Annotated in this window: 24 protein-coding genes; 6 read left to right on the plus strand and 18 right to left on the minus strand. The window is 45.4% G+C overall.

The window, feature by feature from the left end; translation table 11 throughout:
- Positions 1–32 precede the first annotated feature (32 nt).
- Together SGRA_RS07090 and SGRA_RS07095 are read left to right on the plus strand one after the other, a co-directional pair.
- Positions 33–566, plus strand: coding sequence for a hypothetical protein (locus SGRA_RS07090; protein ID WP_015691953.1), 534 nt, complete (start codon positions 33–35; stop codon positions 564–566).
- A gap of 40 nt (positions 567–606) precedes the next feature.
- Entirely contained in the window at positions 607–1,041 is a 435-nt protein-coding gene (locus SGRA_RS07095) for a hypothetical protein (RefSeq protein ID WP_015691954.1), read from the plus strand.
- Between the two features lie 37 nt (positions 1,042–1,078).
- Here SGRA_RS07095 and porN (SGRA_RS07100) read toward each other — a convergent pair whose 3' ends face one another.
- From porN (SGRA_RS07100) to rplM, 14 genes are all read right to left on the minus strand, one after another.
- Entirely contained in the window at positions 1,079–1,894 is an 816-nt protein-coding gene (porN, locus tag SGRA_RS07100) for a type IX secretion system ring subunit PorN/GldN (RefSeq protein ID WP_015691955.1), read from the minus strand.
- Between the two features lie 434 nt (positions 1,895–2,328).
- Positions 2,329–3,228, minus strand: coding sequence for a type IX secretion system ring subunit PorN/GldN (gene porN, locus SGRA_RS07105; protein WP_015691956.1), 900 nt, complete (start codon positions 3,226–3,228; stop codon positions 2,329–2,331).
- A gap of 222 nt (positions 3,229–3,450) precedes the next feature.
- Positions 3,451–5,127, minus strand: a complete 1,677-nt coding sequence (gene porM, locus SGRA_RS07110; RefSeq protein WP_015691957.1) for a type IX secretion system motor protein PorM/GldM — start codon at positions 5,125–5,127, stop codon at positions 3,451–3,453.
- A 55-nt stretch (positions 5,128–5,182) separates the two neighbouring features.
- The gene (gene porL / locus SGRA_RS07115) at positions 5,183–5,815 is read right to left on the minus strand and encodes a type IX secretion system motor protein PorL/GldL (protein WP_015691958.1); all 633 of its coding nucleotides are present in this window, start codon (positions 5,813–5,815) and stop codon (positions 5,183–5,185) included.
- Between the two features lie 607 nt (positions 5,816–6,422).
- Entirely contained in the window at positions 6,423–7,688 is a 1,266-nt protein-coding gene (gene porK / locus SGRA_RS07125) for a T9SS ring complex lipoprotein PorK/GldK (RefSeq protein WP_015691961.1), read from the minus strand.
- 445 nt (positions 7,689–8,133) lie between these two features.
- Complete coding sequence (locus tag SGRA_RS07130) at positions 8,134–9,129, minus strand: PorP/SprF family type IX secretion system membrane protein (protein ID WP_015691962.1); 996 nt, start codon at positions 9,127–9,129, stop codon at positions 8,134–8,136.
- 173 nt (positions 9,130–9,302) lie between these two features.
- Positions 9,303–10,352, minus strand: a complete 1,050-nt coding sequence (locus tag SGRA_RS07140; RefSeq protein WP_015691963.1) for a protein kinase domain-containing protein — start codon at positions 10,350–10,352, stop codon at positions 9,303–9,305.
- Positions 10,353–10,523: 171 nt separating this feature from the next.
- Positions 10,524–11,096: a hypothetical protein gene (locus SGRA_RS07145; RefSeq protein WP_015691964.1), complete on the minus strand. Its 573-nt coding sequence runs from the start codon at positions 11,094–11,096 to the stop codon at positions 10,524–10,526.
- 12 nt (positions 11,097–11,108) lie between these two features.
- On the minus strand, positions 11,109–11,855 hold the full coding sequence (locus SGRA_RS07150) for a hypothetical protein (RefSeq protein WP_015691965.1): 747 nt from the start codon (positions 11,853–11,855) through the stop codon (positions 11,109–11,111).
- A 128-nt stretch (positions 11,856–11,983) separates the two neighbouring features.
- Entirely contained in the window at positions 11,984–12,703 is a 720-nt protein-coding gene (pyrH, locus tag SGRA_RS07155; RefSeq protein ID WP_015691966.1) for a UMP kinase, read from the minus strand.
- A 112-nt stretch (positions 12,704–12,815) separates the two neighbouring features.
- Positions 12,816–13,652 carry a translation elongation factor Ts gene (gene tsf / locus SGRA_RS07160; protein WP_015691967.1) on the minus strand — a complete coding sequence of 279 codons (837 nt, stop codon included), beginning with the start codon at positions 13,650–13,652 and terminating at the stop codon, positions 12,816–12,818.
- Positions 13,653–13,695: 43 nt separating this feature from the next.
- A complete protein-coding gene (gene rpsB, locus SGRA_RS07165) occupies positions 13,696–14,421 on the minus strand; it encodes a 30S ribosomal protein S2 (RefSeq protein ID WP_015691968.1) in 726 nt (241 codons plus the stop codon).
- Between the two features lie 67 nt (positions 14,422–14,488).
- Positions 14,489–14,875 (minus strand): 30S ribosomal protein S9, encoded by a 387-nt coding sequence (rpsI, locus tag SGRA_RS07170; RefSeq protein WP_015691969.1) that lies wholly within the window; start codon positions 14,873–14,875, stop codon positions 14,489–14,491.
- Positions 14,876–14,895: 20 nt separating this feature from the next.
- Complete coding sequence (rplM, locus tag SGRA_RS07175; RefSeq protein WP_015691970.1) at positions 14,896–15,348, minus strand: 50S ribosomal protein L13; 453 nt, start codon at positions 15,346–15,348, stop codon at positions 14,896–14,898.
- Between the two features lie 477 nt (positions 15,349–15,825).
- Here rplM and SGRA_RS07185 point away from each other — a divergent pair, with 477 nt between their 5' ends.
- From SGRA_RS07185 to SGRA_RS07195, 3 genes are all read left to right on the plus strand, one after another.
- On the plus strand, positions 15,826–16,116 hold the full coding sequence (locus tag SGRA_RS07185) for a hypothetical protein (protein WP_041329542.1): 291 nt from the start codon (positions 15,826–15,828) through the stop codon (positions 16,114–16,116).
- A gap of 75 nt (positions 16,117–16,191) precedes the next feature.
- A complete protein-coding gene (locus SGRA_RS07190) occupies positions 16,192–16,674 on the plus strand; it encodes a hypothetical protein (RefSeq protein ID WP_015691973.1) in 483 nt (160 codons plus the stop codon).
- Between the two features lie 325 nt (positions 16,675–16,999).
- Positions 17,000–17,965 carry a T9SS type A sorting domain-containing protein gene (locus tag SGRA_RS07195; RefSeq protein ID WP_015691974.1) on the plus strand — a complete coding sequence of 322 codons (966 nt, stop codon included), beginning with the start codon at positions 17,000–17,002 and terminating at the stop codon, positions 17,963–17,965.
- A 331-nt stretch (positions 17,966–18,296) separates the two neighbouring features.
- Here SGRA_RS07195 and SGRA_RS07205 read toward each other — a convergent pair whose 3' ends face one another.
- From SGRA_RS07205 to SGRA_RS07220, 4 genes are all read right to left on the minus strand, one after another.
- Positions 18,297–19,613, minus strand: coding sequence for an ABC transporter permease (locus SGRA_RS07205; RefSeq protein WP_015691975.1), 1,317 nt, complete (start codon positions 19,611–19,613; stop codon positions 18,297–18,299).
- A 66-nt stretch (positions 19,614–19,679) separates the two neighbouring features.
- Positions 19,680–22,682: a CHAT domain-containing protein gene (locus SGRA_RS07210; RefSeq protein ID WP_015691976.1), complete on the minus strand. Its 3,003-nt coding sequence runs from the start codon at positions 22,680–22,682 to the stop codon at positions 19,680–19,682.
- A 273-nt stretch (positions 22,683–22,955) separates the two neighbouring features.
- A complete protein-coding gene (locus SGRA_RS07215) occupies positions 22,956–23,852 on the minus strand; it encodes a hypothetical protein (protein ID WP_015691977.1) in 897 nt (298 codons plus the stop codon).
- A 50-nt stretch (positions 23,853–23,902) separates the two neighbouring features.
- Positions 23,903–24,427 carry a hypothetical protein gene (locus SGRA_RS07220; RefSeq protein WP_015691978.1) on the minus strand — a complete coding sequence of 175 codons (525 nt, stop codon included), beginning with the start codon at positions 24,425–24,427 and terminating at the stop codon, positions 23,903–23,905.
- A gap of 126 nt (positions 24,428–24,553) precedes the next feature.
- On the opposite strand from SGRA_RS07220, the gene SGRA_RS07225 reads away from it, so the two are divergent.
- On the plus strand, positions 24,554–26,782 hold the full coding sequence (locus SGRA_RS07225; RefSeq protein ID WP_015691979.1) for a DUF7477 domain-containing protein: 2,229 nt from the start codon (positions 24,554–24,556) through the stop codon (positions 26,780–26,782).
- The last annotated feature ends 91 nt before the right edge of the window (positions 26,783–26,873 follow it).

Consider the following 26,873-nt stretch of genomic DNA (forward strand, 5'->3'; position numbering starts at 1 on the left):
AGCCGGCCGCGGGCCCCAAAAAACAAAGAAAAATGAAAAAAACAACCATTGCCATCGCCGTTGTGATTGGCCTAGTCATTGGGGGATTTATCCTTAAGGAAGTATTACTTCAGGGCGAGCTAAAAAGCTGGCAAGAACAGGGCTTAAATGTGCAGGATAAGGAAGAACTTTCTGTAGAAAACCTAAGCCGAGAAATGGCCAAAACTTGGCTAGAAAAGGACGAAAGTCTGTCGGAGAGCTTGCTCAAAACGATTTCAGAGATGGACCTTGTTTTTAAGTATGTGCAGCGGGCCAAGGCTGGAGAAATCAAAGATGTGTCCTTGCTTTTTGAGCTACAGCGCAAAATTGACCAGCGCATACTTTTGATTATTCAGCTGCCTTTGGTCCAGAAAAACAAGAGTATGCTCAAGACCCTCAGCGAAACCGAAGAGGCCTATGCGCAGTGGGAAGTAGACTATCAGGATAGCAAATATTTTAGGATCATGACCTACACCAATAGTGTTCGGCGGGCGCAAATTTCTAATTTGGTGGGGGCTTTGCAGCGAGACAAGCAGCAGAAAAAATAGGCTGTTTTCTCTATTATTTCTAGTAAAAAATAGCTTTATCATGGAAAACAGTCCCTCTTTTCGCTCCTTATCTTTTGTCCTTTTTGCCTTAGCCCTGGGCGTTTTGGGGACCGTCTACGTTTTGCAAGAAGTAGATTTTAGAAAAAAGACGCGGCCCGAGTACATCCTTAGTACAGAGGTCTTGGACCTTCAGCTTCGTCAGTTGGGTATTTTTAGCCAGCTGCGCTTAGAAGCTGTTGCCGTAAAAACCTGTGAATGTTTAAAAAAAGGGGAAAATGATGAGCTTTACTGTGCCGAATTTACCTACAATGACCGAATTCGGGATAATGTTCGGCAGTATTTTCAGTTGAGGAATGAATTTGAGGTAGATTTAAAGATCAATCAATTGCATTTTTCTTTGCTCCAACAAAATTGCGATTATCCGAAGATAGACAGTTTATTTGAGGCCAAAATGCTGCATTTATATCGCCAATAAAAAAAGGGCAGCCGAGCTATCGGCTGCCCTTTTCGCTTTAATAGGTCCAGAGATCATGTTCAAAATTTCGGATTTTCTCCTGAATTTTCTCGGCTTCTAGCAAGGCCTGCATCCCTTCTGCATAATCTTCAATTCGGCGATCTTGCAAATTAGACTGCTTAATAATCAGGGAGCTAAAGAAGCGGGCATCTAGGGCATCGGCCCAGCTCATGGGCGTATTATAAGGGGTGTAGCTTCTGCTTTTGGCCAGTGCTTGTCGGGCATCTGGATAATAGGCCCAAAAGAGGGGGCGGCGAGCCAGAAACTCTCCATCCTCGCCATATTCTTCTACAATTGGGGCCAGGCCTAAAATTCGCACATCTAGTTTTCCTCTTTGCAAATCAAAGTACCAAACCTCTTTGAGGCGATAGGCCACAATATTTTGATAATTGAGGGGGGTATAAATAGCAATATGCTCCTCCTCCAAAGTTTCTGGATCAATCACGGTTGTGGTATCGGTTTCGCCCAAAATTTCTTTGCGGTCGGCAGGGCAAAGCGGCTGGCTAAAGCGGTCATCTATAGGGTGGTAAAGCGTAATTTCGCCAGATTCTGCGGACTTAATCAGTGCGGCGATCAGCTCTTGGTCTATAGCAGAAAAATGCTGATTTGCTTTTTCGGCTACAATAATATCTCGCCAAATTCGGGTTTCCCAAAAAACGTCTCGCTCTTCCAAATGCGAGTATTGCAAAAGGGGCGGAGCCGCTTGGCTGCTAAGCTCCTGATTATTTTCTGGGGCCTCAAAAGTATATTGGGCCAAAAGCAACTGGGGGCCCAAAACGAGCAGGGCCCAAATCATCAATTTAGGATAAGCCATAGTATCGTTTTTTTATGAACATCAAGCAGAGCGGTCCGATGAATTCGATAGGTAAATCTATATGCCTTTTTTAGTGGCAAGTTAGGAGTAAAGCTTATCTCAATAGCAATAATTTTTTTAGGACAAATAATTTGGGGCTGCCCCGGCCTTCGGCCGGGTCGGGCTATATACTCCCGTTGGTCGTCGAACTGGCGCCCCTTCGGGGCTGGTTGTCGTGGCTCGCAGGTCTGCTCGGCCCTTCCTCGCCTTCGGCTCCTTGGTCTGCGGCTTCGCCGCACCACTTTCTATCCCTCAGCCTGCGGGCCCATACTGGGCCCTGCAATACGCAGAAATAGGACCAAGTTGTTCTAAAAACGAAAAGAGACGTTCTATTCGTATAGAACGTCTCTTAAAAAAAGTAGAAAGCAGCAGAGCTGTTTTCTGTAGACCGGGGTCTAGTATGTCCAGAGGTCGTGCTCATAGTCACGGACCTGCTCCTTAATCTTATCGGCTTCTAGCAAAGCATCTACACCAGACTTATAATCTTGGATACGGCGATCATGCACATTAGATTCCTTGATAATATAAGAAGAGAAATGTCTTGCTTCAAACACATCCTCCCAGCTCATGGTATTCAAGTCGTTGGTAGGATTATAGCAAGCGTGTTGGGCCAAAACTGGGCGGATGTCGGGGTAGTATACCCAAAACATGGGACCAGAGTTAAGGAAGTTTCCATTATCATCATAACGATCTTGGATAGGTGCAATACCGAGGATACGCACATCCATAGCAGAAGTTTCTTCATCGAAGAACCAAACCTCTTTAAGGCGGAACTGTCGTACGTCTTCAGGGTTGAAGGGGTTGACAACAGGCTCGATAATTTCTTCTAGTGTTTCGGGGTCAAAAGTAACAACGGTGTCAATTTTGGTCCCTAGTGTCTGCATTTCTTCTTTTGGGATGGGGTTACTAAAGTTATCTCCATCGGCTCCTTCTAGACCTTGCACTGAGTAGGCGGCAATATCATCTTTACGAGCATGATCCAAAAGAATCATAATAAAAGGCTTACGGCCGGTAGTGGCCACAGCGGCAAAGTGGTGGTTTTGCTTTTCGCGCACATCAATGAGGCGCCAAACGCGTTTTTCCCAAAAGACATCTTTTTCATGTAGATAGTCATAAGGGATGATCAACTTTTTAGAGTTGATATGACGTTCATAGATATCGTCACGGGGTGTTTCCTGAATTGGATTGTTTGATTCGGTAGTGCCGATAGGCATCCTTTGAGCCGAAACTGTTAGGTTAGCAGCCAACAGAAACATAAATACCAAGGCAGACTGAAATAAGGCAGTAGCATTCATTGAATTTAACAATTTAAGTGCGAGGCTTAGCTAGGGCCTCAGAGTGAGTTAAATGTTAAGAAAGAAAAAAAGCGTAATCTTTCTCTCGCTTGTGAAAGACTCACCGAATGCGAAGGAAGTGATTTTGGTTGTGGAGCCTCTATCACTAATAAAGAAAGTTGGTTGCTTCCTTAGATTAACGAAAGACAACCAACTTCTATTTTATTCAGCTACCAAAAACTTCTAGCGAATTTGGAAAGCCAAGCCGTTTAGTTTACGACCTACAGCATCACCGGGGCAACGACCTTTCACATCAACGAATTGGAAAGATCCACCAGGTTTAGCAGAACGGATTGAGTTCAATACTGTACCAGAGAATGTACCACCGTTGTTCTTGGCAGGAACGGGGTCCTGACGAGGAGGTGTGTAGTACATAGTAAAGCTTTGAATTTTACACTGTGCATCGAAGTCAAAGTTTTGCAATTTAGCAATAAGACCTCTTTGTACGCGCATTTCACCAGCTTTTACAGTTCCATCTGATTTACCGTTAGTCAAGATAGCAATAGGATCGGGAATACGCTTCACACGGAAGGGGTAAGAGCCCAAAGCCTTTCCTGTTTTCTTGTTGGTGACTACGATATTACAGTATGATCCTTTCTTGGTCATTTTGGTAGCGTTCACGATGAACTTACCTTTACCAGCAGGCTTGAGTTTTGCTCCACCTGCACCAGAGACAGAAACAGAGATATCATTTGAAGAAACACCAGCAGCAGCTACAGAGATGGGGTTATCTACACCAATGTAGAATACGTTCATCTTGTCAGCAGCAACAGTTACTGAAGGTACACCTACTTCATAGGCAAACTCTTTGCTTACGCGCTCAGTTTCACCAGTAAGAGGGTTTTCTACAGTAATAGTAGCGGTATACTTCTGCGTACCTACAGAAGAAGGCTTAGCCGTAAACTTCGCTTTAGCATCTTCTACAGAAAGGGCGCGACCGCCAACATTTACAGAGAAGTTTGCTTGGCTAGAGTAAGCACCCAAGGCGATTTCTGCTTCATAAGTCTCACCCAAAAGGATGTAAGGCTTTTTAGAAGAAGAGAATACATCAAACTTGTCATAAACGAGTACTTTGTTACCCATGTTGTTAGACAAGAAGTTGATTACCTGAGCAGCAGCGTTTTTCGCATCATTCTGATACTTACGGAAAAGAGGATAACAAGCAGCTACAGGCATGTAACCGAATACATAAGCTTCCCAAGAAGCCTTACCTGCTTTTTGCCAGATCTCGTCATCGATTTCCTCGAGTACCAAGTTCTTCTTAAGCTTTTCGATTTCAGCTTTGTCAAACTTAACCCCTTTCATAGGTGTTTTTTCGTTCAAAGCAACGATATCGTCAAGTACTTTAATCAATTTTCCACGAGTAGAAGTAATAAGTTCTTTCAACTTAGCTCCTTGGCCTTCATCAACCAAAAGACGCTGAGTAACATCCTTATTTTTCTTACCCTTAGGCTTACCGTCGAGTTTTTCTTCGGCGCCTTCAACGATTTTACCAATAGTAAATCCTTTACCTTCCCACTTTGATTTGTGGTCAGCAGTAGAATAGAGTCCACCAGATTCGTTGGTAATGTTTACACGAAGTTCGTCGATATAATCCAACAACTCTTTGATTTCGCCGGGTACTTTTTCAGCAGCGGCAGTGATAGGCTTTAGTGCAGGCTTATCATCTGAGGTTGTTTTCATCGCAGAGATAGTCCCTTCCAGGCCTTTATCAACGATTTCGTTTGTGTGTTTAATACCTTTATCGAGCATAAAGAAGGCATTGATGATTTCGGCCGAGACGTTCAAGGCCAACATAGCCGTCAGTACGAGGTACATCAGGTTAATCATCAGTGCCCGTGGCTCCTTTGGAATTGCCATAGCTTATAATGATTTTTTGGAATTCAAAATTCAGTTTCTGTACTTTATGCTAGAATTAGGCTTTTTGGCCCATAGCAGAAAGAACATTACCGTAGACAGAGTTCATTGACTTGAGGTTCTTGTTCAACTGAGTCAATTGCTCTTTGTATACGCGAGTATCTTCTAGAGATTCGCTGATGCTTTCTACGGCCTCACCCAAAGCTGAAGCAAATTTGCCAGCACCTTGAGTTACTTTTTTGATTTCGCCAAAGTCAGCTTCTTGAAGAGCCTTCAAAGAAGTCATGCTCTTAGCCATGGTCTGTAGTTCACCGATCATAGCTTTTTGTTGGTTCTCGATTCCAGAAGTGTCCAATTTGATGTTACCCATCTGCTTGCCCAATCTTTCGATTGTTACGTTTAGGGCATCACCGTCAAAAGATCCGCCACCTTGTCCGATAGCTCCTTCGATTGATCCACCGTGAGTATCTAGACCGGGGTATAGTTTTTCCCAGTAGTACTCTTTGTGAGGGGGAAGAAGACCCATCATGATAAATAGTCCTGCCTCAGTCAAAAGACCAGCAGTCAACATTTCAGATGCACCAGGCCAAGACTGGATTTTAAAGAGGGCTCCTACAAGTACAACAGATGCACCCACACCGATAATCAAGTTTTTGATGTAAGCGAAGCCACTAGAATGAATAAAACTCATGACGCTAAAGTTTTAAATGGTTAGTGAATGAAAAGGGTTTTCTCAATCAATAATAAAGAAAGTAATAATAGTGTGCCCTTAGCTCGAGGGCCTCCTTGAGGCTAAGGGTTCGTAAGTATAAGACAATTTCTTAAAATCGTTACACTTTTTATAACATTTTTTTTGAATGCCCCTTTTGATGGGCTTTTTCGGTTTTTCTTTTACTGTTTTGCCCAAATTTTATTTGGGTTCTTTTCTTTTTATTTGGGCTTTTTTCGCCCTTTTTTTTGCCTTTTTCGGGGCTGCTTTATTCTCTTAATACAGCCTAGGGGCATTGGTTACAGTTTGCTGGCTAAAAATATCATTTTTTTTATAAAATGCCAATTTGTTCTTGGCCTGCCCTTTCTTGCGCTTAGCAGGGCGCGAAGCGCCCGCAGGCCTAGGGATGGTAACTGGTGGCCGAAGGCCAGACCGAGCTTTTTGAGCGCAGCGAAAAAAGCGAAGGGCCGAGCGAACAGCGAGCCAGTGCACAGCCCGGCCGCCGCAGGCGGCAGGCCCCAAAAAAATAATAAAAAAGGCGCCACATCATTAAGATATAGCGCCTAAAGTATTTTTAGCTAAATGTAGCCTAGTTGAAGTCGTTGATTGAGCGACCGAGGAAAGTCAATACACAACGGAAACCGATGTAAGACTTGGTAGTATCTTGGTACTCCCAGTGGCGAGTTCCCGTTTGGATATAATACATAATATCCTTCCAAGAACCTCCGCGGATTACCTTACGCTTCCAAGTATTGGGATCATCTTCTTCGGCATCGAAGCGGATATCGGGCTGCAAGTCATGAATAAATGCATAGGCATTTTCGTAATAAGCAGAAGAGGTCCATTCAGAAGCATTTCCGGCCATACAGTACAAACCGTAATCGTTGGGGAAATAAGCATCACCTTTTACGGTGTACAAACCACCATCTGCGGGATAATCACCACGGCCGGGCTTAAAGTTGGCCAACAAACAGCCTTTGGCATTACGCACATAGTATCCCCCCCAAGGGTAAGGAGCCAATTCGCGGCCACCGCGAGCGGCATACTCCCATTCGTGTTCTGTGGGCAGGCGGAAATCCTCTGTATTTACTTCTTCAAAAGCGTTCCAAAGGTTGGTTCTCCAGTAGCAGAACGCCATAGCTTGCTTCCAAGCCACACCAACAACGGGATAGTCGTCAAAGGCGGGGTGCCAGAAGTAGTTCCGTGTCATGGGCTCATTATAAGAGTAAGTGAAGTCACGGATCCAGCAAAGGGTATCGGGATAAATGCGGATAGCATCTTTACGGATATAATCGGCGCGATTGTGTTTCTCCTTAGAGAAGCGGTTAAAGTCGGTCTTCCAGTCAAAGTCCTGAGCGGCCTTTTTCCAGTCATACCATTGGTAATCATAAACCAATTGGCGGATGTCGATATTTCTGCGGTCTCCCAATTGCTCGGCACCAGAATAGAACATTCCGTCTAGTGCTCCACCGGGCTCCCAATCGAGCTCAGCCTCCCAGTCAACGCCCTGAACGCCATTGGGGTGGTCTACAGTATGGCCCATTTGTACGTGAGCGATAGAATCGCGCACCCAGTGTACAAACTGGCGGTATTCGTTGTTGGTAATTTCTGTATCATCCATAAAAAATCCTTGGATAGAGACCTGTTTGGGTCGAGCTACCAAAGAGTGGTTGACATCCTGATCGCTGGGACCGATATGTAGGGCACCCGAAGGTACGTACTGCATTCCGTAAGGATTGATAGGCGACCAAGAGGGACGGTCCATAACACCTATAAGTTGTCCATTATCGCGCGGAGCGCAAGAGAACAGGAGCAACGTGCTGGCAATGACGGCTAGAATTTGCTGTTTTTTCATGTTCGCACCCGAGTTTAATTTCGTTGTTTTTCGTTAATAATGCCCCTCAATCCTAAAGGCTTAAAGATTAGAGTTGCGTATGATCCGTATATAAAGGCAATAGGCCCTTTTGGCAAGTAGGCCTTTTTTTCTTTTTTCTTAGTTGTTCATCTTAAAACTAGGCCAAGGTTAGCAGCTAATCAGAAAATTATTTCAAAATTATTGCGGCATGAAGCTTCGTCTTGACAAAGTCATCATAGAAACGGAGGAGCAAAAGCAATTATTTTATTAAAAATTGCTTTTTTCCCAACTTTCTTTTAGAGGGCTTCGTTTCGCCCCCTTTTCCCCCTAATTTTTAACAGATTGGGGCCGAGGACCCACAAAGATAAAAACTATCTGCATAGAATAAAAAAAGTAGCTCCTTTGTCCAGAGCTACTTTTGTTTTTTATTTCCTTCCCTTTCTCCTTATAAAAATCGGGGATTGTAAATGACCTTGGCCGGTAATTCTCTGCCAATGGGTTCTTGCAAATTATAATTTAACATAATTTCATGCGAGCCGCCATTGAAGTTGCGCAAGCCCGATATGCTCAAATCATAGGCATAGGCCATTTTTAGCTGCTTATTCAAGCGCCAGCCCATCACTAAAACAACGGCATCCAAGCTTTTGCTATCATAGCCCCGCAAATTGATCCCCCCATAAAATTGGTCCTGATAATGGGCCAATACGCCCAGTTCTGGCTGAAATTTGGTCAAATCGGTTTTCAATAATACGGTCGGCTGCAATTTCCAATCGCCCTGCCCATCCAAATCAAAGGTATAAGAGCCCGATAAAAAATAGTTTCGGCTGCGCAGCTCATGGTCCACCGCCTGATCATTTAAGGCCAAAATAGGCTCGGTCAAATAATTAGAGGATAAACCCAACTGCAAACGCTCATTTTTATAATATATCCCAAAATCTGCCGTGGCCGATTGCGCCTGACTTACGCCCAAGGGGATGATCCCATCATTATGGTCAAAAATTCCGCTATCTGTATTATAAGAACCATCTGGCGCCCGAAATGCACCCCCATCTACCCGCTTTTGCAAATAGCGAAAAGCCGCACCTATAGATAATTTCCCCTCGCCCAGATCAATAAAGTAGTTATAAGAAAACCGAAAGTTGGTGTTGGTGTAGGCATTGCCATCCAAACCCCGATAATCTTGCTCAACCATAAAACCTACTCCACTATTAATATAGTTAATAGGCAAATGCGCCGAAAAGTTAAAGCTCAAGGGGCTGCCCGCAAAACCGGTCCACTGCTTCCGAAATTGGCCCGTCATGCTCAAAGATTCATCTAAACCCGCATAGGCCGTATTATAATAGTAGGGGTTCCAAGGCTGCAAACTATATTGCACGGCCTGCTGCCCATAGGCATTCCCCAAGAAAAAGAGGGCAAAAAATAGGAGTAACTGTTTTTTCATGGCTTTTCTTTTTTTTATTTGGGGCCTCCGCTGCGGCTTCGCCTTGCGGCGCTACGTTACAGGGCTCGCAGGTCTGCTCGGCCCTTCGCCAGCAAGCTGGCTCGGTCTGGCCTTCGGCCACCCTTTCACATCGCTAGGCCAGGGCGGTTTTGTCCCCTCAAAATTCATGCACACTAGCTCAAACTAGAGAGATAATAGCCTAGGGCCAAGGCCCCGCCCAACCAAAGCAGTATTTCCCAAATCGTAATCGGCTTGCTTTTCTGTCGTTTAAATTTTCTTTCTAAAAAGGGCGTCTTTTCCGACTGCTCTTCTTCTTTTGGGGCCTCTGCTTTTTCTGCTTCTTGGCCCATATAGGCCAAGGTCTCTAATACAGAAACTTCTGCGGCGGGAGCGGCCTCCCAACTTTGAGCATAGTCTTTAGCGGGACCAGTTTCCCAGGCAGCGGCCAAGGCCTCAAAAGAGGGCCAGCGCTTGCCGGGCTCTTTTTGCAAACAGCCTTCTACTAAATAACGCAGCTCGAGGGGCAAACGTCTAAGCAGCTCCCTAGGCAGCTCCCCTTTCAGAATGCGGTTTTTAATTTTTGCATTAGTTTGCTGAGGCGATTTTTGGCCAAAAGGCAATTGGCCGGTCCAAAAAGCAGTAAGCAAGACCCCAAAGGCCCAAATATCTGCAGCGGGACCAATGGCCTGCCCCTGCAGTTGCTCGGGAGCCAAATAGGCATAATCTAGATGAAAATAATTGGGCAAGCTTTCCTTGGCCCCATAATTTATCAACTGCCAGTCTAAGGCCTCTTCTTCTTTAAATAACAGATGTTCTAACTTTAAGTTCTGTAAGCAATGCCCTTCTTTTTCTAAGAAAATCAGCAGTTTGAGTAGTTCTTGCAGCAAGCCTAGCTTTTCTTCAGCGGTCAATTGGCTGCGGCGGCTGGCCCAATCTCCGCCAGCGCAATAGTCCATTAATATATAGTATTGGACCACCTCCTCCTCTCTAAAAATGTGCACCGCCTGATAGGGCAACAAATGAGGATGTTCCAATTTTTTGGCCTCTTCATAGAGGCGGCCAAAGAGCCCATCATCAAAATTGGGGTGCAGCTCTAGGACCTTAAGGGCCAAGAGCTGCTCCTCTTGGTCCTTAACTCGATAAACAGAGCCCAAGCCTCTGGCTGGCAAGGGCCGAGCATAATCTATTTCGTATTGCTGGCTAAATTCAGCGATATTTTTCATCTTTCTTTGACAATTTTGATCCCGCGTCTAGCAGCGGGCGAAGCCCGCTGGGCCTAGCGCTGTGAAGGGGTGGCCCGAAGGGCCAGACCCAGGCGGCGAAGCCGCCGCAGGGCCGAGCAGACCTGCGAGCCCCGCAACATAGCGCCGAGGAGCGCAGCGAGGCGGAGGCCCCTAGTCCTCCCCTACTCCCAACTGAAAATCGATCAATTCCATTTGGGTTTCTAATTTTTGGCCGATCCCAAAATACTGATGTAGAGTCACGCCCAGGCCCCTTGCGTATTCTACTCTTTCGTAAGGGCCAATTTGGTAACTAAAGCGGTCTTCATAGCGTTTACCCAAAATCTCTTTTGGGGGCAGGCGTTTGGCTGCTACCTGCATAAAGACATCGCCCTTGCAAGTATTGTAGCTAGCCGAGTCGGTGGTGGGCAAATAAAGCGGCGCCAGAAACTCCCCTCCCCCACGGCCTTGGCAGCGGACAAAAAGGCTATCATTTCGGAGCATCCATTTGGCCTGATTGAGGTCCAGATAGAGGCCATCGGCTTTTTGTTCAGTTTGCAGCAGCTCTAGTTTTTGTTCTATCGGTTCTTTTTCTTGATTATGAAAAGTATAGCGATAGGTCCAGACCGTGCCTTTTTGGCTTGGAACAAAAGCCGTTTTTTCGGGAGTTTGGCTAGGCAACTTTTTGCTGCCCTGGCAGGCCGACAGCAGCAAAGCAAGGATAAATAGGGAGTACAATTTAGGCATAGGGCGTGTATTTTATTGGCTCACTTCTTGGCGAATTTGCTTCATGAGGTAATTCCAATCTTCAAAGGGGAAACGGCCTTCTTCGCCCTTGGCGTGGGCTTTATTGCGGATAGAATAGCAGGCGTATTGGTCGCTTTCGAACAGCCAGCCGAGTTTGCGGTCGTAGCGCCAATGGTACTCGCTATCTTCATAATAAAAGATGGCGATTGGTTTTTGTTCTACCTTAGCAAAGCCCTTAATGCGGAGTTCGTTGAAGGCTTCAAAGGTTTTGGCGGCATAATCGGCGGTTGCTTCTTCGCTATCGAGGCCAACAAAATCGTGTAAAAGGGCATGGGCCAGATGGCGATTGGTCCATTTTCCGCCTTGTTTTTCCCAATAAGAGAGCAAGAGGTCTAGCTCTTCGGGAGAAAGGGCGTAGGGATGCCAATTTTCAAGGTTCCACCAGCCCATCAGTTGTTTTTCTTGATGCGGGGCGGCTAGGTAGAGGTATTTTTCGCCTCCTTCTGGGTGCGGGGTATATTCTAGGCGGAGCGTATAGCCTCGGCCACAGTCAAATTCGAGGACCAAAATGCGGTTAAAGCCTTCTTGGCGTTGGTTGCCCACTTTAAAATCGAACTGTTCTCTTTCAATTTTAAAATCTTGGCCCAGCGCATCTAGCCATTGGTCGACCATTTCCTCAGTTACTTCAGATCGTTCTAGGAAGCTGAAGAGGTTCCAGAAAGCCAACTTTTTAAAAGTGGCGGGTATTGTTTGTTCCATAGTTTTGTATTGAGGGGCTAAAGATACATTAGATTATCTAGAACTCATTTAAAAAAACCTTAAGCTTCTGTGGGGACAAAAAAAACGCAGCCTTTAGGGCTGCGTTTTTTTTGGTTTTCTGGGCTGTTTTATTCGCTATCGTTGGTCACTAGTGTCCCGATGGCTTCTCCTTTCAGGATGCGGATCAGGTTATTAGGTTCATTGATATCAAAAACCACAATAGGCATGGCATTTTCTTGGCACATCGTAAAGGCCGTCATATCCATAATAGAGAGGCCAGAGCGGATAATTTCTGAGAAAGAGATATTATCAAACTTTTTGGCCTTGGGGTCTAGTTCGGGGTCGGCGGTATAGATACCATCTACGCGGGTGCCTTTAAGGATCACATCGGCGTTAATTTCGCTAGCGCGGAGGGCTGCGGCGGAGTCGGTAGTAAAATAAGGGTTACCGGTTCCAGCGGCAAAAATGACCACACGGCCTTTTTCTAGGTGTCGGATAGCTCGGCGGCGGATATAGGGTTCGGCGACTTTATCCATACCGAGGGCGGTCATCAGGCGGGTGTAGATACCTTCTGCTTCTAGGGCAGATTGCAGGGCTAGGCCGTTGATTACGGTAGCGAGCATCCCCATATAATCGCCTTGAACTCTTTCGATGCCAGAATCCTTGGCTTCTAGTCCGCGAAAAATATTTCCTCCTCCGATAACGACAGCCACCTCAATACCTTGGTCGATGGCTCTACGAATTTCGGAAGCATAATGTACGAGCATTTTGGGAGAGATACCAAAATCTTTGCCGCCCATCAGCGACTCACCACTAAGTTTGAGCAGGACTCTTTTATAATTAGCCATGATAATAGAAAGCTTCTAGAAGTTGTTGAAAAGATCTGTCTCTGTCTATTTTTGGGTATAAAAAAAGCGTTTCGACGGCATCGAAACGCTTTTATATTTGCTTATACAAGCATTAACCTAGGGTAATGTGTACAAAAGAAGTAACCGTAAGGTCTTTATCTAGTGTACCAAGGAATTGAGCAACAGTTTGCTTGTGTCCTTTTACGAACTCTTGGTTAAGGAGTGTATTTTCTTTGTAGAAAGCATTGAGTTTACCCATAGCGATACGCTCGAGCAACTGCTCGGGCTTACCTTCATTGCGGGCAACTTCTTTTCCGATTTCGATCTCTTTCTCTACGATAGAGGCATCAACACCGTCCTTATCTACAGCGATGGGGTGCATAGCAGCAATTTGCATAGCTACATCTTTACCAGCAGTTTCTAGGTTATCAACATCTTTGTTGAAGCCTACAACAACACCAGCTTTATTGCCCATGTGTACATAAGAGATAACTTTAGCAGCTTCAACGCGGCCGTAGCTATTCAACTCAATTTTTTCACCGATAACCCCTGTTTTTTCGATAAGAGCATCAGCTACAGTTTTGCCAGCGCTTAGTTCTAGAGCGGCAAGAGCTTCAGCATTTTCGGGGAAGTTAGCCAAGGCCAACTCAGCGATAGAAGCTACAAAAGCAACGAATTCGTCGTTTTTGGCTACGAAGTCAGTTTCGCAGCTAATACGAACAGCGATACCTTTGCTGTTATCTTCTGAAGTGAGTGCCAAAACAACGCCCTCTTTAGCTTCGCGGTCTGCGCGCTTTTCGGTCATTTTTTGGCCCTTCTTACGAAGATACTCAATAGCACCGTCAAAGTCGCCTTCAGCTTCTTGTAGGGCTTTTTTACAATCCATCATGCCCGCGCCAGTTTGGTCGCGTAGCTTTTTAACTTCGGCTGCAGAAATTTTGAAAGCCATTGTCAATTATTGGTTTATAAGGTGTGAGATGTGATGTCGTCGCTTATTTTTCGGCGCTAGCCTTTTTTTCCTCTTTCACTTTTTTGCCTTCTTCTAGGCCTTCGCGGATAGCCTCAGTGAGGTAATTTACCACGATAGCGATAGCTTTAGAAGCATCATCGTTAGAAGGAACAGCAAAATCTACTACAGTAGGATCAGAGTTAGTATCTACGATACCAATAGTGCTAATACCCAAACGCTTGGCTTCAGCAATAGCCAAATGCTCATGGCTAATGTCTACAACAAACAAAGTATTAGGCAGACGGTTAAGGTCAGCAATACCACCAAACATACGGTTTAGTTTAGCGTGCTTACGGCTAAGTACCAAACGCTCTTTCTTAGTGATATTATCTAGCGTACCATCATTGAGCATGCGCTCGATGCTTTGCATTTTGCGTACAGACTTGCGGATAGTCGCAAAGTTTGTCATCATACCTCCCAACCAACGGTCAGTAACAAAAGGCATGTTTACGCTGCGGGCAGCAGTTTCTACAATACCGCGAGCCTGCTTTTTAGTCCCAACAAAAAGGATCTTTTTGCCAGACTTAGCCATTTGTTTCATGACTTTAGCAGTCTCTTCTAGCGATTCAATTGTGCGGTTAAGGTCAATTACGTGAATACCTTTACGCTCCATAAAAATGAAGGGACGCATTTTGGGGTTCCACTTTCTTTTCATGTGGCCAAAATGACAACCCGCATCCAACAACTCTTTATAAGTAGGTGTTTGCATATCTTTATCTATAATTTGTAGCTCGGGCCGCTAAGCAGCCCCAAGCAGAGAGATGGCAGAAATAAAATTAACGTTTGCTGAACTGGAAGCTCTTACGGGCCTTGGGCTTACCGTATTTCTTACGCTCAACAGAACGAGGATCACGACTGAGGTATTTTTTCACCTTGAGCGGGCTGCGGAACTCTTCGTTCAACTCTACCAACGCTCTAGAAATACCCAAACGAACAGCCTCCGCTTGTCCTTTGATTCCACCCCCGCTTACATTCACTTGAATGTCATATAGGTTCTGTACTTCTACCTCTTGTAGAGGAGCTACTACTTTACCATGAATGTGGATAGCAGGAAAGTACTCTTTATAATCAAGACCATTTACCGTTACTTTGCCAGAACCCTGACGCAGGTATACACGGGCTACGGCCGCTTTTCTTCTTCCGATAGTGTTAATCATTTCCATATCGTAATACTTGCGTTTTATTATTTATTAGTAGGATCGAAAGGCTGAGGCTTCTGGGCCTGATGAGGATGCTCCGAACCTTCATATACAAACAATTTTTTGAAAGTGGCACGACCCAATTTGTTCTTGGGCAACATACCTTTGATCGCATTCTCTAGCACACGGCGAGGACGCTTGGCCAACAACTCTGCAGCTGTAGCCGACTTCTGACCACCAGGGTAACCAGAGTAAGTCAAATATACTTTCTTTTGCAATTTGCGACCAGTCAAGTTGATTTTCTCAGCATTGATGATGATCACATAGTCTCCTGTATCTACATGAGGAGTAAAGCATGCTTTGTGCTTGCCTCTTAGTACTTTGGCAATTTCAGAAGCAAGACGACCTAGGGTTTTACCCTCTGCATCCACAACCCACCAGTTGCGCTCTACGGTCTCTTTTTTTGCAGACTGTGTTCTGTAACTCAGCGTATCCACAATTCCTATAATTTTATATTAGTAATCAATTTATTAGCGGCTTTTGAGCACAAAAACAATCTACTTTAGCCCAAAGCGCTTGCAAATGTACAATTCCTATTCTGTATTCGGAAGCTTTTTTATGGGTTTTTTCAACTACCCTTTTCTAAACCACTGAAAATCAACCCAAAAATCGCACAAAAATTTTAAAACCGCTCTTTTTCAAGGGGTTTTGGGGCCCGCGGCCGGCTAGGCCTTTCGGCCTAGGTCGGCCGCCGCTATGCTGCGGGGCTCGCAAGGCTGCTCGGCCCTGCGGCGGCTCCGCCGCCTGGGTCTGGCGCTGCGCGCCACCCGCTCCGCAGCGCTGGGCCAATATAGGCCTGGCCGCATTCCTCTTCTCTTGAGCAATTAATAGCCCCCTCTTGAGTAGATTCGTTAATGCTTTGTTAAATCAGGGACTAAACGAACTTTGTTGATGAGCCTAATAACGATAGCTTAATGGTCATTGATGATGCTCTAGGCATCATTGACCATAGCCCAGCTGTCATTGATGATGCTTCAGACATCATTGACCATAGCCCTACTGTCATTGATGATACTCCAGACATCATTGACCATAGCCCTACTATCATTGATAATGCTCCAGACATCATTGACCATAGCCCCACTGTCATTGATGACGCTCCAGACATCATTGACCATAGCCCAGCTGTCATTGATGATGCTCCAGACATCATTAGTCTGTCATTCATCATTATTTTTTTTAAAAAAAGGGGGCCGACTGGGTAACAATAGCAGCAATATTGGCATAAATAGCATATACATAAAGTTCTAACTAGAAAAAATCACAAAAAACAGATCGACATGGCCAATTTGAATTTCAATCGGATTTCCAAAGTATTGACAGATCAAGAGATGCAAGATGTAGAGCAGCAACTTGACAACTGTTTACAGACCTTATCTTTTTTAACGGAATTAGATAAAAAGGAAAAGCAATCCTTAAGACTTATAAATGTCAAGCTGCATCATTTTATCCAAGAGACCTTGAGCGTCATGAATTATGTAGAGCTTCCTTTGCCGCCTCATGTTGGGGCCGATGAAATTGCAAAAGACTTGGCCCTATACGAGCAGTTACAGCAGCTCATTATTAAGGTAGAGCAGTTGTTGAAGCGCTTAAAAGATAGTGCGGCCTTGGCAGGCAGTGAGGCCTATAGCCAAAGTAGTTTGGTCTATCATTTACTGGGCGCCTTGGCCGATAGTAGTCTGCCTGGCTATGCTAGCGCCCATGAGCGGCTAAAAGCTTGTTTTAAAACCTATGGCCGCAGTAGCCATGGAGCAGAAGAATAGAAAAAGGGTCAATCATCGCCTAGGGACAAGCCCCTAGGCTAAGCCAATGGAGTCAGCCCTGACAAGGGCCTCAACTGTTGATATACAAGGCCTTGCTCAGTTGTTATGGCAAAGAAAAAACTCATCCAAAGGCCCTCTTTAGAGGGCTGTCTGAAAAAGCTAGCCTAGGGGCTTGTCCCTAGGCAGCATAAAGGAGAAACACAAAATTTTAAACAGACTCTGAGCCCAAAAACAGCCCAGTCTAGCAAAGGCATTAACTTTAAATTGTTTTTTTTTCAAAAAGGATTACATTTGCCATTATCTTAAACTTCTAAATACAATTCTAATGAGGTATTTATTACTTTTCATTTCTCTTTTCATGTTTTTCAATGTCACAAAAGCCCAGCAAGCAGATACGGCTGCTTGGTGCCCTCCTGGGGCGACTTGGGTCTATTCGGTCTCGGCTTGGGGGCCAGATAGCTATCTAAAATATACTTATGAGAAAGATACTGTGCTTCTAAACCAAGCGGTTAAGAAAATAGCCCTTAGCCGTGTCAATTATATAGGGCCAACTGTCGGTCAGGGCAGATCGGAGAGCCAGATAGGCTATGAGTATGAATATATGTCTAATGACAGTCTTTATTTTTATGATCCTACTAGCAATAGCTTTATCCTCAAGTTTGATTTTAATGCCGTGCAGGGCGATTCTTTGGTTGTTCGCAATCCGCGTTCAACTTGTGATAGCCTCCCTAACTTTCCGGACCAAGATACGCTCTATATAGACAGCCTCTCTCAGGATACTTTTAACCAGCTTATCTTTGATCGTTACCACCTAAGTTCTGGCAGCTTTGAGTCTTTCCGATTCGATCCAGTCATCAAATACATAGGTAGTTTTGAGAGTTTTCATCCCGAGGTCTCTGAAACGACCTGTCCTCTGCCCATTGACGGCTATGTCCATAAACAGCTATTTTTCTATCAAGACAGTCTTCGTGGCCGACTAGTTTTTAGCGAAACCTATAATGATACCCTTGTTGATAACATCATCAGCAATATTTTCAGAACGGAGTCGGGTATTTCAGCAGCAAAAGAAGTGCGGGTATTTCCGAATCCTGCGCAGGATGAGCTTTGGCTAGATATAGCGCTAAATGGCGCATTGAATCTTAGCATTTATAATTTGGCGGGGCAGGAAGTTCGTCATTTTCAGCTGCATCAAAACCACTTTTCTGTTCGAGACTTGCCCAAGGGCATGTACATCTTATATTTGCGAACAGATGATCAACAGTTTTATCAAACTAAATTTGTGAAGCAATAGCTTGGCTGCAGATTGTCAAAAGCCCAGCAGATTAGTTATCTGCTGGGCTTTTTTATGCGGTCCTAGAGGCGGCGAAGCCGCCGCAGGCCGAAGGCCAAAAGGCCTAGCGATGTGCAGGGGTGGCCGAAGGCCAGACCAAAGCCGCCGAAGGCGGCTGCAGGGCCGAGCGAACAGCGAGCCCCGAAACGTAGCGCCGCAAGGCGAAGCCGCAGCGGAGGCCCCAAAATAACAGCGAGCCCCGCAACGACAACAAGGACTTTAGTCCGCAGTTCGACGACCGAAGGGAGTAACCGCCGCAAGGCGAAGCCGCAGCGGAGGCCCCAAAACCTCATTATCGTCCGGCACGCATAGCTTCTACGGCTTCCATTTTAGAGGCAGAATAGGCGGGAATAATGCCTGCGATCACGCCAGAAAAGGCGGCAATACTGAGGCCGAGAATAGCATTATAGCTAGATAAAAAGATGGGGAAATCGGCAAAATGGGTAACGGCTAGGGCTGCCAGGTAGACAAAGAGGAGGCCGATAGCCCCACCAAAGAGGCAGAGTAAAATAGACTCGATCAGGAACTCCATGAGGATCATATAGCGCTTGGCGCCTAGGGCTTTTTTCACGCCGATCAGGTTGGTGCGTTCTTTTACGGAAACGAACATGATATTGGCCACCGAAAAGACGCCCACGATAATGGCAAAGCCGCCAATAAAGAGGCCTGCTAGATTAATGACGCCAAAAATGCTGCTGAGAAAATTGGAGAGAATAGAGAGCGTATTGAGGGCAAAATTGTCCTCTTCTTTTGGGGGCAGACGGCGGCTAGCGCGGAGCACCCCCACCAATTCAGTTTTGAGGGCTTCTACATCTACCTCTGTTTCGGCTTTTACGGAAATAGAGCTACGGCCGCGGTTCATGGCCGAGCGGCCTAGGTTAATATACTTGCGGGCCGTATTGTAGGGGATGATGGCAACATTATCGAAATTAATGGGATTAATGAGGTCCTTTCCTTCTTTTTTGAGCACCCCCACCACCTTAAGTTTTTGTCCTTTAGACTTAATCCAGCGGCCCAGAGCGGACTCCCCTTCACGGAAAAGCGCCTTATAGACCTCATAGCCGATCACCACCTCATTTTGGCCTCTAAAAAAGCTATTTGGGGTAAAGTATCGGCCTTGTTCGAACTCTAGGCCAAAGATATCTTTATAATCGGGGGTCACGCCCATATAGAACACCCCAGCGGCCTGTCCCAGCTTAGACTCCGTATTGCTGCCGCCAATAAAGACACTAAAAGAAGTTTTTCCAGCGGTTTGACAATTGGCTTGAATGGCTTCAAAATCTCGGTAAGAGGGTTCGGGGCGGCGCATATACTTCCAGTAATTCTCTCTGGGGTCTTCGCCCCAGGGCATCGTATTGACGTAGACCACATCATCGCCTAGCTGCTCAAAGCTTTTGCGGATACTATACTCTAGGGAATCGACTGCGGAGAAGACCATAATCACGCACCAGATACCGATCGTAATGCCGAGCAGGGAAAGCAGGGTACGGAGTTTATTGCCAAAAAGCTGTTGGAGAGCTAGAAAGCAGGCCTCGAAAAAGAGGCGAAAAAAGAGGAGGACGGCAGCCATAGAAAAATCGGGTTGAAGCCAAAAAATGGGGAGACTCATCTAAGATAAGTCTCCCGATCAAGAGTTTACTAACTTTTAGAGTAAAATAAGGTTTAGCTAGACCAACTAGGCGGCTTTCTCTTTGCTTCGGTTCTTTCTTTTTTGGCGGAGCAAAAAAGCGCCTCCGGCGGAGAGCATAATTCCGCCAATGGCAAAGGGCAAAAAGGGGTTGGAGGGGGGCAGATTTAGTTTTTTATCATTGCCCATAAGGATAAAGGGCGACCAAAAAGCGGGATGAGCCATAGGGCCTTTATTGGCGGCCAGATAATTGAGTTTTGCTTGTCGGAGCGCCTCGCTTTTGCTCAGGCCAGCATCCAATTGCTGATAAAAGTCCTGCATAATCATGGAAGTTGCGGCATCATCTACCTGCCAGAGGCTGACCAGAAGAGCGGGCACCCCTGCATTGATAAAAGCCGTAGCCAAAGAGGCGGTTCCATTGCCTGCTTGAAACTCGCCGTAGGCGGTTTCGCAGGCTGAAAGGACCACTAAATCGGCTTTGAGGTCTAGATTTAAAATTTCTATCGCCTGCAAAAAGCCATCTTCTAGGCTATCGCTATCGGGGGTAAAAGCTAGGCCCGAAAGGCTGGGTTGTTCTCTATTCATCAGGCCGTGCATAGCGAGATGAATAAAGCGGTACTTTTTGGCCTCCTTAATAAATCGTTCTTCTTGGGCATCTTGGCCAAAGAGGAAGCGGCCCTCAAAGAGCGTAGCCAGTTTTTTGACCTCTTCTTCGGCTAGTTTTAGGGGCGTTAATTGGCTGCGTTTATTATTCAGGCTAATGGTATCGCCTTCTTGGTAGTTAGCGGCCATGGCTAGCATTTGGCCATTATTCTCTTGGAAAGAGGTATTTTGGTTATGTTGCCAAAGCTCTAGCGAGAAAGAGTAGCTAATCGCATATCGTTTAATCAGATAGGCCAAGCTATTATAATTATCTGTTTCCTTAGCGGGCAGCATCAGCAAGCTTTCAAAGGGGATATAGGCCAATTCTTTATCGGGAATAATCAGTAATTGTTTAACTGTTCTCTTTGGGTTTTGGAGAACGGGCGCTAGCAGCAATTGGTAGAGCTGATGGGCTTTTTGGCTATAATTCAGAAAAACCTCCTCATTGCCAGAAAGGACCTGTTTGTAGGAAAGCAGCATTCTTTGCAAATCCATGAGCTGCTGGGCCAATTCCTTAGCATTGATTTTTTGCTCTACATATCGGAGCTCTTGATGATCGAGGTAAAAAACAAAGCAGCTGCTATCTGTTAGGAAATACTCGATAGCGGCTCGTTTGGGACCTAAATCTTTTTGGAGCTGCTTTAGCTGCAAGCGTTTATGCCCAAACTTATAATCGACATAATCGGGATATTGCTTAAACAGATGCCGTTTGTGTTCCTCCATTTCCCAGATTTGGTCATTGAGCAAAACGAGTAGGCTATCTTTCTTTGCTTTTTCTTCGGTAGACCGATAAGCCTTTAGGATTTGACGATATTGTTTTTTGATGCCCTTTTGCTTTTCCTGTTCATTTTTGGGCAGTAATTTTTTACTATAAGCGATGCGTTCATTTTGGCTTTCGAGGAGGAGCGTAGATTTATCTTTTTCTGAAATAGCGAGCAGCTGCTCTGCGGCCTGTTGGTCCAGATGCGCCCATTTCATTAGCCGTTGGTAAGTGGCCGAGCTCACCTTTAGCGAGCGTAGGCGATCTTGCTCTAATTGGGCCATTTCTCTTTCTTTGGCTAGGGTTTCGGCATGAAGGCTATCTATGATTAGCAGGCGCTTGAGGCTAGCGGGCGCTTTGCTTTCTTGGTAGCGTTTGATTTCTAAATCTTTAGCGATAAAGAGAATTCTAGACAGTTCGCCTAGGTCGAGAAAATAATTTATATCTAGGCCGGCCAGTTGGTCTAAATCAAAGTGTTTTTCTTGGGTACTGTTTAATTCCAAATGTTGAAGGATAGCCGCTTCTGCAGCATCAAAATCTCCTTTGGCAACTCCTAGGCGGGCTACATATTTTAGGCTTTGGATGTATTTGACTGTTTTTGGGGCAAAAACGGCAGCAACTTCGGCTCTATATTGTTCTAGATAATTCTCGGCCTGTTGATAATCTTCTTGTACAATATATAGCTTAAGCAAGCTAGATAAAACAGTCTGCCTCATCATTCCCTTGGGCTGTCCCAAAGCCGCTTTATAATAAGTTTCAGCAGCCAGATAATCCTGCTCGGCCATACAAGCCTTACCTAAATTGAAAGTGATAGAAGGGATAAGCTGATCATATTGTTTACGCTTGGCTAGGGCCAAAGCGGTTAAATAAACTTCTTTTGCTTTAGCAAAGGCTTCTTTTCTTTCTAACACCCCTCCCTTTGCTATCATGATTTTTAGATAAAATTCATTTTCTCGCCCTACTTCCTCCATAATTTTCAAGATGAGGTTGGCCGTTTGTTCAGCTTTTGTATACTGCCCAGCCTTTTCCTCTATAGCCATTACATTATACAAAGACCGAGCATAAGGTTCTCCTTTAGCATCATTGTGTTTACGTTCTAGGGCAATACTTTGTCTAAAAAAATCAGCAGCCAAATCATACTTTGCTTGTTTTAGGTAAACCACGGCTATATTGTTAATCAGCGTAATATATTGAGGAGTAGCTTCCAGCTTCAGCTGCTCAAAAATAGCTTTGGCTTCGAGTTGTTTAGCCGTTGCCTGTTCAAAGTTGTCTTCGGCCAAATAGAGCTTGGCCCTCAGTCCTAGCCATTCGGCCAAATGCACCCCCTTTTTACCCTGATCTAAGCGCTCTACCTGGCTTTTAGCCGTCATTAATGTCTTCTGAACTGCCTTGTATTGGCCTAAGTTATATTGCAACACCATCTTACTGCCCGTAAAACTCCAACTCAAACTATCTTTCCAGCCTTGCCGTCCCGGCTCTGTCTCCAAAGCAAGCAAAGCCGAATCTATAATGGCTATAGATTGGGCATACTGGCTTTGTCTATAGGCCTCCATATAACGGGCCTCAAAAGCTTTATATTTGGCTGCATCTTGCCCCAATACTAAAATGGGTGTCAATAAAAAGAGGTAGATGTAGTGTATGGGTCTCATTCTTTGCGATTCTAAATAAAGTAGATAAACTCAATTAATGCTCCTGCAAATTTAACATTTTAGAAAGAGTCAACCTATTTTTTTTTCTTTTCCTATTTTTTGGGGCTGCCCCAGCCTTCGGCTGGGTCGGGCTATGTCGCAGCTCGCAGGTCTGCTCGGCCCTGCGTTTTTTTCGCTGCGCTCAAAAAACTAGGTCTGGCCTACGGCCACTGCTTTCTATCCCTCAGCCGTTTTGGCCTAAAGGCCAAAGGCGGCCCAAGGGCCGCCTCTCTCCTACTTCTTATGCACAATTTCTAGCTGTACAAAATAGTCATCTCTTCTTTTGTAGTGGTATAAATTCACCTCTACATCTTCTAGACTACAAGCCTCATAATGTAGCTCATAGTATTCCTTGAGCAAAGAGTAAGGGGCCTTAGTCGTTTCCGTTCCTCCTCTCAAGCAGTTTGTTCCTAACGCTCTTTTTACCTGCTTGGCCGCCTGATCTCTGGCCTGAGCGGCTAGGTCTTGTTTTTCGCCCTCATATAAATTGCAACGATAGACGTAGCCCTTGGGCGTAATCTCCATAGTCCCCTCTTTGCCCTGAAACAAATAGGTCGTTTCATATCGGCTGCCCTTAATATCCTTATCAATAAAATCTCCCTGAATGGGAATAAATAAGGTTTCTGAAATAGCCAATAAAAACTCTAGTTGCTCGCCAAAGTCCTGGGCATCTCGATATTTGGCCCAGTCCTTTTTGGCCAAAATGAGCAGTAGCTCAGGGGTCACCAAATAGTCCTTTTTGTCTAGGGCCGTAAAGCGCCAAAAATAATCTCCCGCTTCTTTAATCGTATAAGTCGACTTAAAGCGAAATTTATCGCCCTTCTGTTCGGGCTGTATTTTCATAATTTCTTCACTTTCAGAAGAAAAACTCCCCTCAAAAGGCATCGTCTGGTCTTGCATCAAAAAGGTAATATGATCGCCCCGATCCAAAAAAATGGCCTCTTCTACATATTCACAGCCCTTTTTAACGCCCACCTCGGTCCAAAAATCCCCCTTGCCATTACTCAACACTTGTATGTTCTCCCGTATGGCTTTTACCCGATCACTTTCGGTATGCTTAATATAACTCTGCCCCCACAAACCTATGGGCATAATAATACTGAGTACTAAACTGTAGTAATATGATTTCATCTCTTTTATATTGTAGTGCAAAAAAACAAAAGTAAGCAAAAGCTACTGCTCTAGTAGTCATACCCAACTGCTATACCAATTAAGGGACTCGCCCCCAATTTTGGATGATACTGCAGCCCTAAGTAGGCATGAAAAAAAACCGCCTTCGGAATTTGATAGCGATACCCCAAAGAAGGTAAGGCCACTGGCACAAGGTTTCCCCCATCGGCTAAGGAGTAGCCCAGATTTAAGTTGGCTCCCAAACCCGCCTCTATAAAGTGCCCCTGCCGGCCATAAGCATATAATAGGCGCAAGGGAACAGACATCGCTACCATTTTTCCATAGTTGTTACGCATAAAACCCAACCCCATCCCCGTTTGTAAGTTGAGTTGCTGTAAAGGTCGCTGCCAAAGGCTATATTGAGTATTAAAGTACATAAAGCTGCTCTGAGAAGGCCCCACATTAAAGGTACTCACCAACTCTACACTAAACACCCGCCGCGGATGATAATTCAGCCGCGAATGTTCGGGCGGCTCATACTGTGCCTGAAGCGAACAAGCCCAAAAAATTAAGAGTAAACTGTATAAAATTCGCATCTCCTGAGTATTTTAAATTCCTTGCAGCCATCTTCTTAGCCGCTCTATTAAAAAATAGCACTTTCTTTGTAGATCTCTAGCAAAGCCCAAGGACTTCATTCTGCCAAAACAAAACTTTATAAGAACATGCGCACTATTTTCATCCTCTTTAGCTTCTTTCTTGGCCTAAATGGCCTCTATGCCCAAAATGATAGTTGGGCCATTTCTATGAGTCCGAGCAGATCGCTGCAAGCCTACGAAAAGAGCAGCGAATTCCCTACCGACTTTGTCAAAAAGCATTGGAACCAAGGAAAATTTATGAGCAATATCGCCTTTGATGGCGAGGCTTGGTGGGTCGTTATGACGCAGAAAAATTATAAACAACAAACTTTCTACCGAAGTACCGACTTCCCCAATGACTGGATCGACCGTAAATGGAGCGAAGGCTTCGATATTACCGATATCGAGTTTGCCGATGAACAATGGATCGTAGTCATGAGCCGTGGCGCTGGCTTTGAACAAGAAGGCTGGGCCAAAAAAAATAGCTTCGACGAAATTAAAACCTATATCGAACAACAATGGAAGGCCGGTAAGTATATCATTGATCTAGCCTACGGCCAAGGCCAATGGGTGGGCGTTCTCTCTAAAGGCGCTCAGTTCCGCCAACAAACTTTCCGCTGGTCAGCCAGCTACCCCGCCGAATGGATTCAAGAAAATTATGGCAAGGGCTTCAATATTACAGGCATCACCTATGGCGATGGCCAATGGCTGGTCGTCATGTCTAAACTCAAAAAGGCCCAGAATGAAGTTAGTATGGCCCAAACCACCTTTCCCGCCAATTATATCAAAACGAACTGGGATAAAAATTACCGCATTAGCCAACTGCACTTTAATTATGAACCCCAAAATCGTAAGGATTATTTCCAAGACCATTATACTGCCGGAAATAAAGCCCTCAATGCAAAAAATTACGATCTAGCTATCCGCCACTATACCGAGGCCCTCAAGCTCCACCCCAATAACGCGAATTGCTATAATAACCGCGCCTGGGCCAAATATCTCCTCGGCCAATGCCAAACCGCCCTCAATGATGTCAATTCAGCCATCCAACTAGAAGCCGATGAACATAGCTACCACAGCCGAGCCGCAATCTACCTCTGCCTCGGCCGATGCAATAAAGCCCTAGACGATTTTAATACGGCCGAACGTATGGCCAAAACTAAGGACGCTTTCTATTATGGCGACCGCGCTATGGCCCAAGAATGCCTAGGCAATTTTGAAGCCGCCGCCAAGGATTACCAAAAAGCACTAAACATTAACCCCCAAGAACCCGTCTACAAAAAAGGCCTGGCCCAAGCTAAAGCCCAAATGAAGGAAACTTCGCCCCCCTCGGTTAGCTGGGATTACCCCTATAAAGCCTATACCGCTAGTACAGACCCCGTCTATGAGGTGAAGGCTTGTATCAACTCCGAATTGAAGATCACTTCGGTAAAACTTCTGCTCAACGGAAAAAGCTTTAGCGCTAGAGGATTTGGCCTAGAAGATGACTGCGACCGCAGCCTCTCCGAAACGGTCCGCCTCCAAGAAGGACGCAACGAACTCGTTATTCAGGTCCAAACCAATAAACACGAAATGCGCTCCGAAAAACGCATTATCGAATATAAAGCCTCTAGTAGCGGAAATTATCACGCCCTCATTATCGCCGTAGAAAATTATGACGATTTTGCCATCTCTGATCTCGAAAAACCCATCGATGACGCTACCGAACTCCAAAAGGTCCTTACGCAAACCTATACTTTTGAACCCGGCGATGTCCATTTTCTCAAAAATCCCACAAAGGAGGAAATTCTCAATAAATTGGTCTACCTACAAGACCGCCTAACCGATGACGACAACCTTTTGGTCTACTATTCTGGCCACGGTATCGTGAAAAATGAGGTGGGCTACTGGCTCCCCAAAGATTCTAAAAAGAATAGCCGCAGCAATTGGCTCTCTAATGCCGAACTCCGCGATTATATGAATGCCATGAAGGCCAAACACACCCTGGTGGTCGCCGATGCCTGCTTTAGTGGATCCATTTTTACCGGCGGCTTCCGCAATATGGAGGAGTTCGCCTGCGAGGAAATGGCCAAGCTCAAAAGCCGCCGCGCCATCACTAGCGGAGCCAATACGGTAGTGCCCGATAACAGCATTTTCTTCAAGTATTTTATCAAAATGCTGGGCCAAAATGATGCTAGCTGCTTCACCGCCGAAAATCTCTACTCCAAAATTAAACCCGCCGTTATCTACAATAGCCCCAATAATCACGTCCCGCAGTTTGGCGTGCTCCCCCAAACTGGCGATGAAGGCGGAAATTTCGTCTTCAGAAAACGCTAGTTACTGCTGTTTTTTTGGGGCTGCCCCTCGCCTATCGGCTCGGGTCGGGCTATGTCGCAGCTCGCTGCTCGCTCGGCCCTGCGCCGCCTTC

Origin of the sequence: Saprospira grandis str. Lewin, from assembly GCF_000250635.1 — a bacterium.
GTDB lineage: Bacteria > Bacteroidota > Bacteroidia > Chitinophagales > Saprospiraceae > Saprospira > Saprospira grandis.

What these genes read in the sequence shown, in the direction of transcription:
- SGRA_RS07090 (WP_015691953.1), top strand. Translation starts at nt 33, where the DNA reads ATGAAAAAAACAACCATTGCCATCGCCGTTGTGATTGGCCTAGTCATT.
- SGRA_RS07095 (WP_015691954.1), top strand. Translation starts at nt 607, where the DNA reads ATGGAAAACAGTCCCTCTTTTCGCTCCTTATCTTTTGTCCTTTTTGCC.
- porN (WP_015691955.1), bottom strand. Translation starts at nt 1,894, where the DNA reads ATGGCTTATCCTAAATTGATGATTTGGGCCCTGCTCGTTTTGGGCCCC.
- porN (WP_015691956.1), bottom strand. Translation starts at nt 3,228, where the DNA reads ATGAATGCTACTGCCTTATTTCAGTCTGCCTTGGTATTTATGTTTCTG.
- porM (WP_015691957.1), bottom strand. Translation starts at nt 5,127, where the DNA reads ATGGCAATTCCAAAGGAGCCACGGGCACTGATGATTAACCTGATGTAC.
- porL (WP_015691958.1), bottom strand. Translation starts at nt 5,815, where the DNA reads ATGAGTTTTATTCATTCTAGTGGCTTCGCTTACATCAAAAACTTGATT.
- porK (WP_015691961.1), bottom strand. Translation starts at nt 7,688, where the DNA reads ATGAAAAAACAGCAAATTCTAGCCGTCATTGCCAGCACGTTGCTCCTG.
- SGRA_RS07130 (WP_015691962.1), bottom strand. Translation starts at nt 9,129, where the DNA reads ATGAAAAAACAGTTACTCCTATTTTTTGCCCTCTTTTTCTTGGGGAAT.
- SGRA_RS07140 (WP_015691963.1), bottom strand. Translation starts at nt 10,352, where the DNA reads ATGAAAAATATCGCTGAATTTAGCCAGCAATACGAAATAGATTATGCT.
- SGRA_RS07145 (WP_015691964.1), bottom strand. Translation starts at nt 11,096, where the DNA reads ATGCCTAAATTGTACTCCCTATTTATCCTTGCTTTGCTGCTGTCGGCC.
- SGRA_RS07150 (WP_015691965.1), bottom strand. Translation starts at nt 11,855, where the DNA reads ATGGAACAAACAATACCCGCCACTTTTAAAAAGTTGGCTTTCTGGAAC.
- pyrH (WP_015691966.1), bottom strand. Translation starts at nt 12,703, where the DNA reads ATGGCTAATTATAAAAGAGTCCTGCTCAAACTTAGTGGTGAGTCGCTG.
- tsf (WP_015691967.1), bottom strand. Translation starts at nt 13,652, where the DNA reads ATGGCTTTCAAAATTTCTGCAGCCGAAGTTAAAAAGCTACGCGACCAA.
- rpsB (WP_015691968.1), bottom strand. Translation starts at nt 14,421, where the DNA reads ATGCAAACACCTACTTATAAAGAGTTGTTGGATGCGGGTTGTCATTTT.
- rpsI (WP_015691969.1), bottom strand. Translation starts at nt 14,875, where the DNA reads ATGGAAATGATTAACACTATCGGAAGAAGAAAAGCGGCCGTAGCCCGT.
- SGRA_RS07185 (WP_041329542.1), top strand. Translation starts at nt 15,826, where the DNA reads ATGGTCATTGATGATGCTCTAGGCATCATTGACCATAGCCCAGCTGTC.
- SGRA_RS07190 (WP_015691973.1), top strand. Translation starts at nt 16,192, where the DNA reads ATGGCCAATTTGAATTTCAATCGGATTTCCAAAGTATTGACAGATCAA.
- SGRA_RS07195 (WP_015691974.1), top strand. Translation starts at nt 17,000, where the DNA reads ATGAGGTATTTATTACTTTTCATTTCTCTTTTCATGTTTTTCAATGTC.
- SGRA_RS07205 (WP_015691975.1), bottom strand. Translation starts at nt 19,613, where the DNA reads ATGAGTCTCCCCATTTTTTGGCTTCAACCCGATTTTTCTATGGCTGCC.
- SGRA_RS07210 (WP_015691976.1), bottom strand. Translation starts at nt 22,682, where the DNA reads ATGAGACCCATACACTACATCTACCTCTTTTTATTGACACCCATTTTA.
- SGRA_RS07215 (WP_015691977.1), bottom strand. Translation starts at nt 23,852, where the DNA reads ATGAAATCATATTACTACAGTTTAGTACTCAGTATTATTATGCCCATA.
- SGRA_RS07220 (WP_015691978.1), bottom strand. Translation starts at nt 24,427, where the DNA reads ATGCGAATTTTATACAGTTTACTCTTAATTTTTTGGGCTTGTTCGCTT.
- SGRA_RS07225 (WP_015691979.1), top strand. Translation starts at nt 24,554, where the DNA reads ATGCGCACTATTTTCATCCTCTTTAGCTTCTTTCTTGGCCTAAATGGC.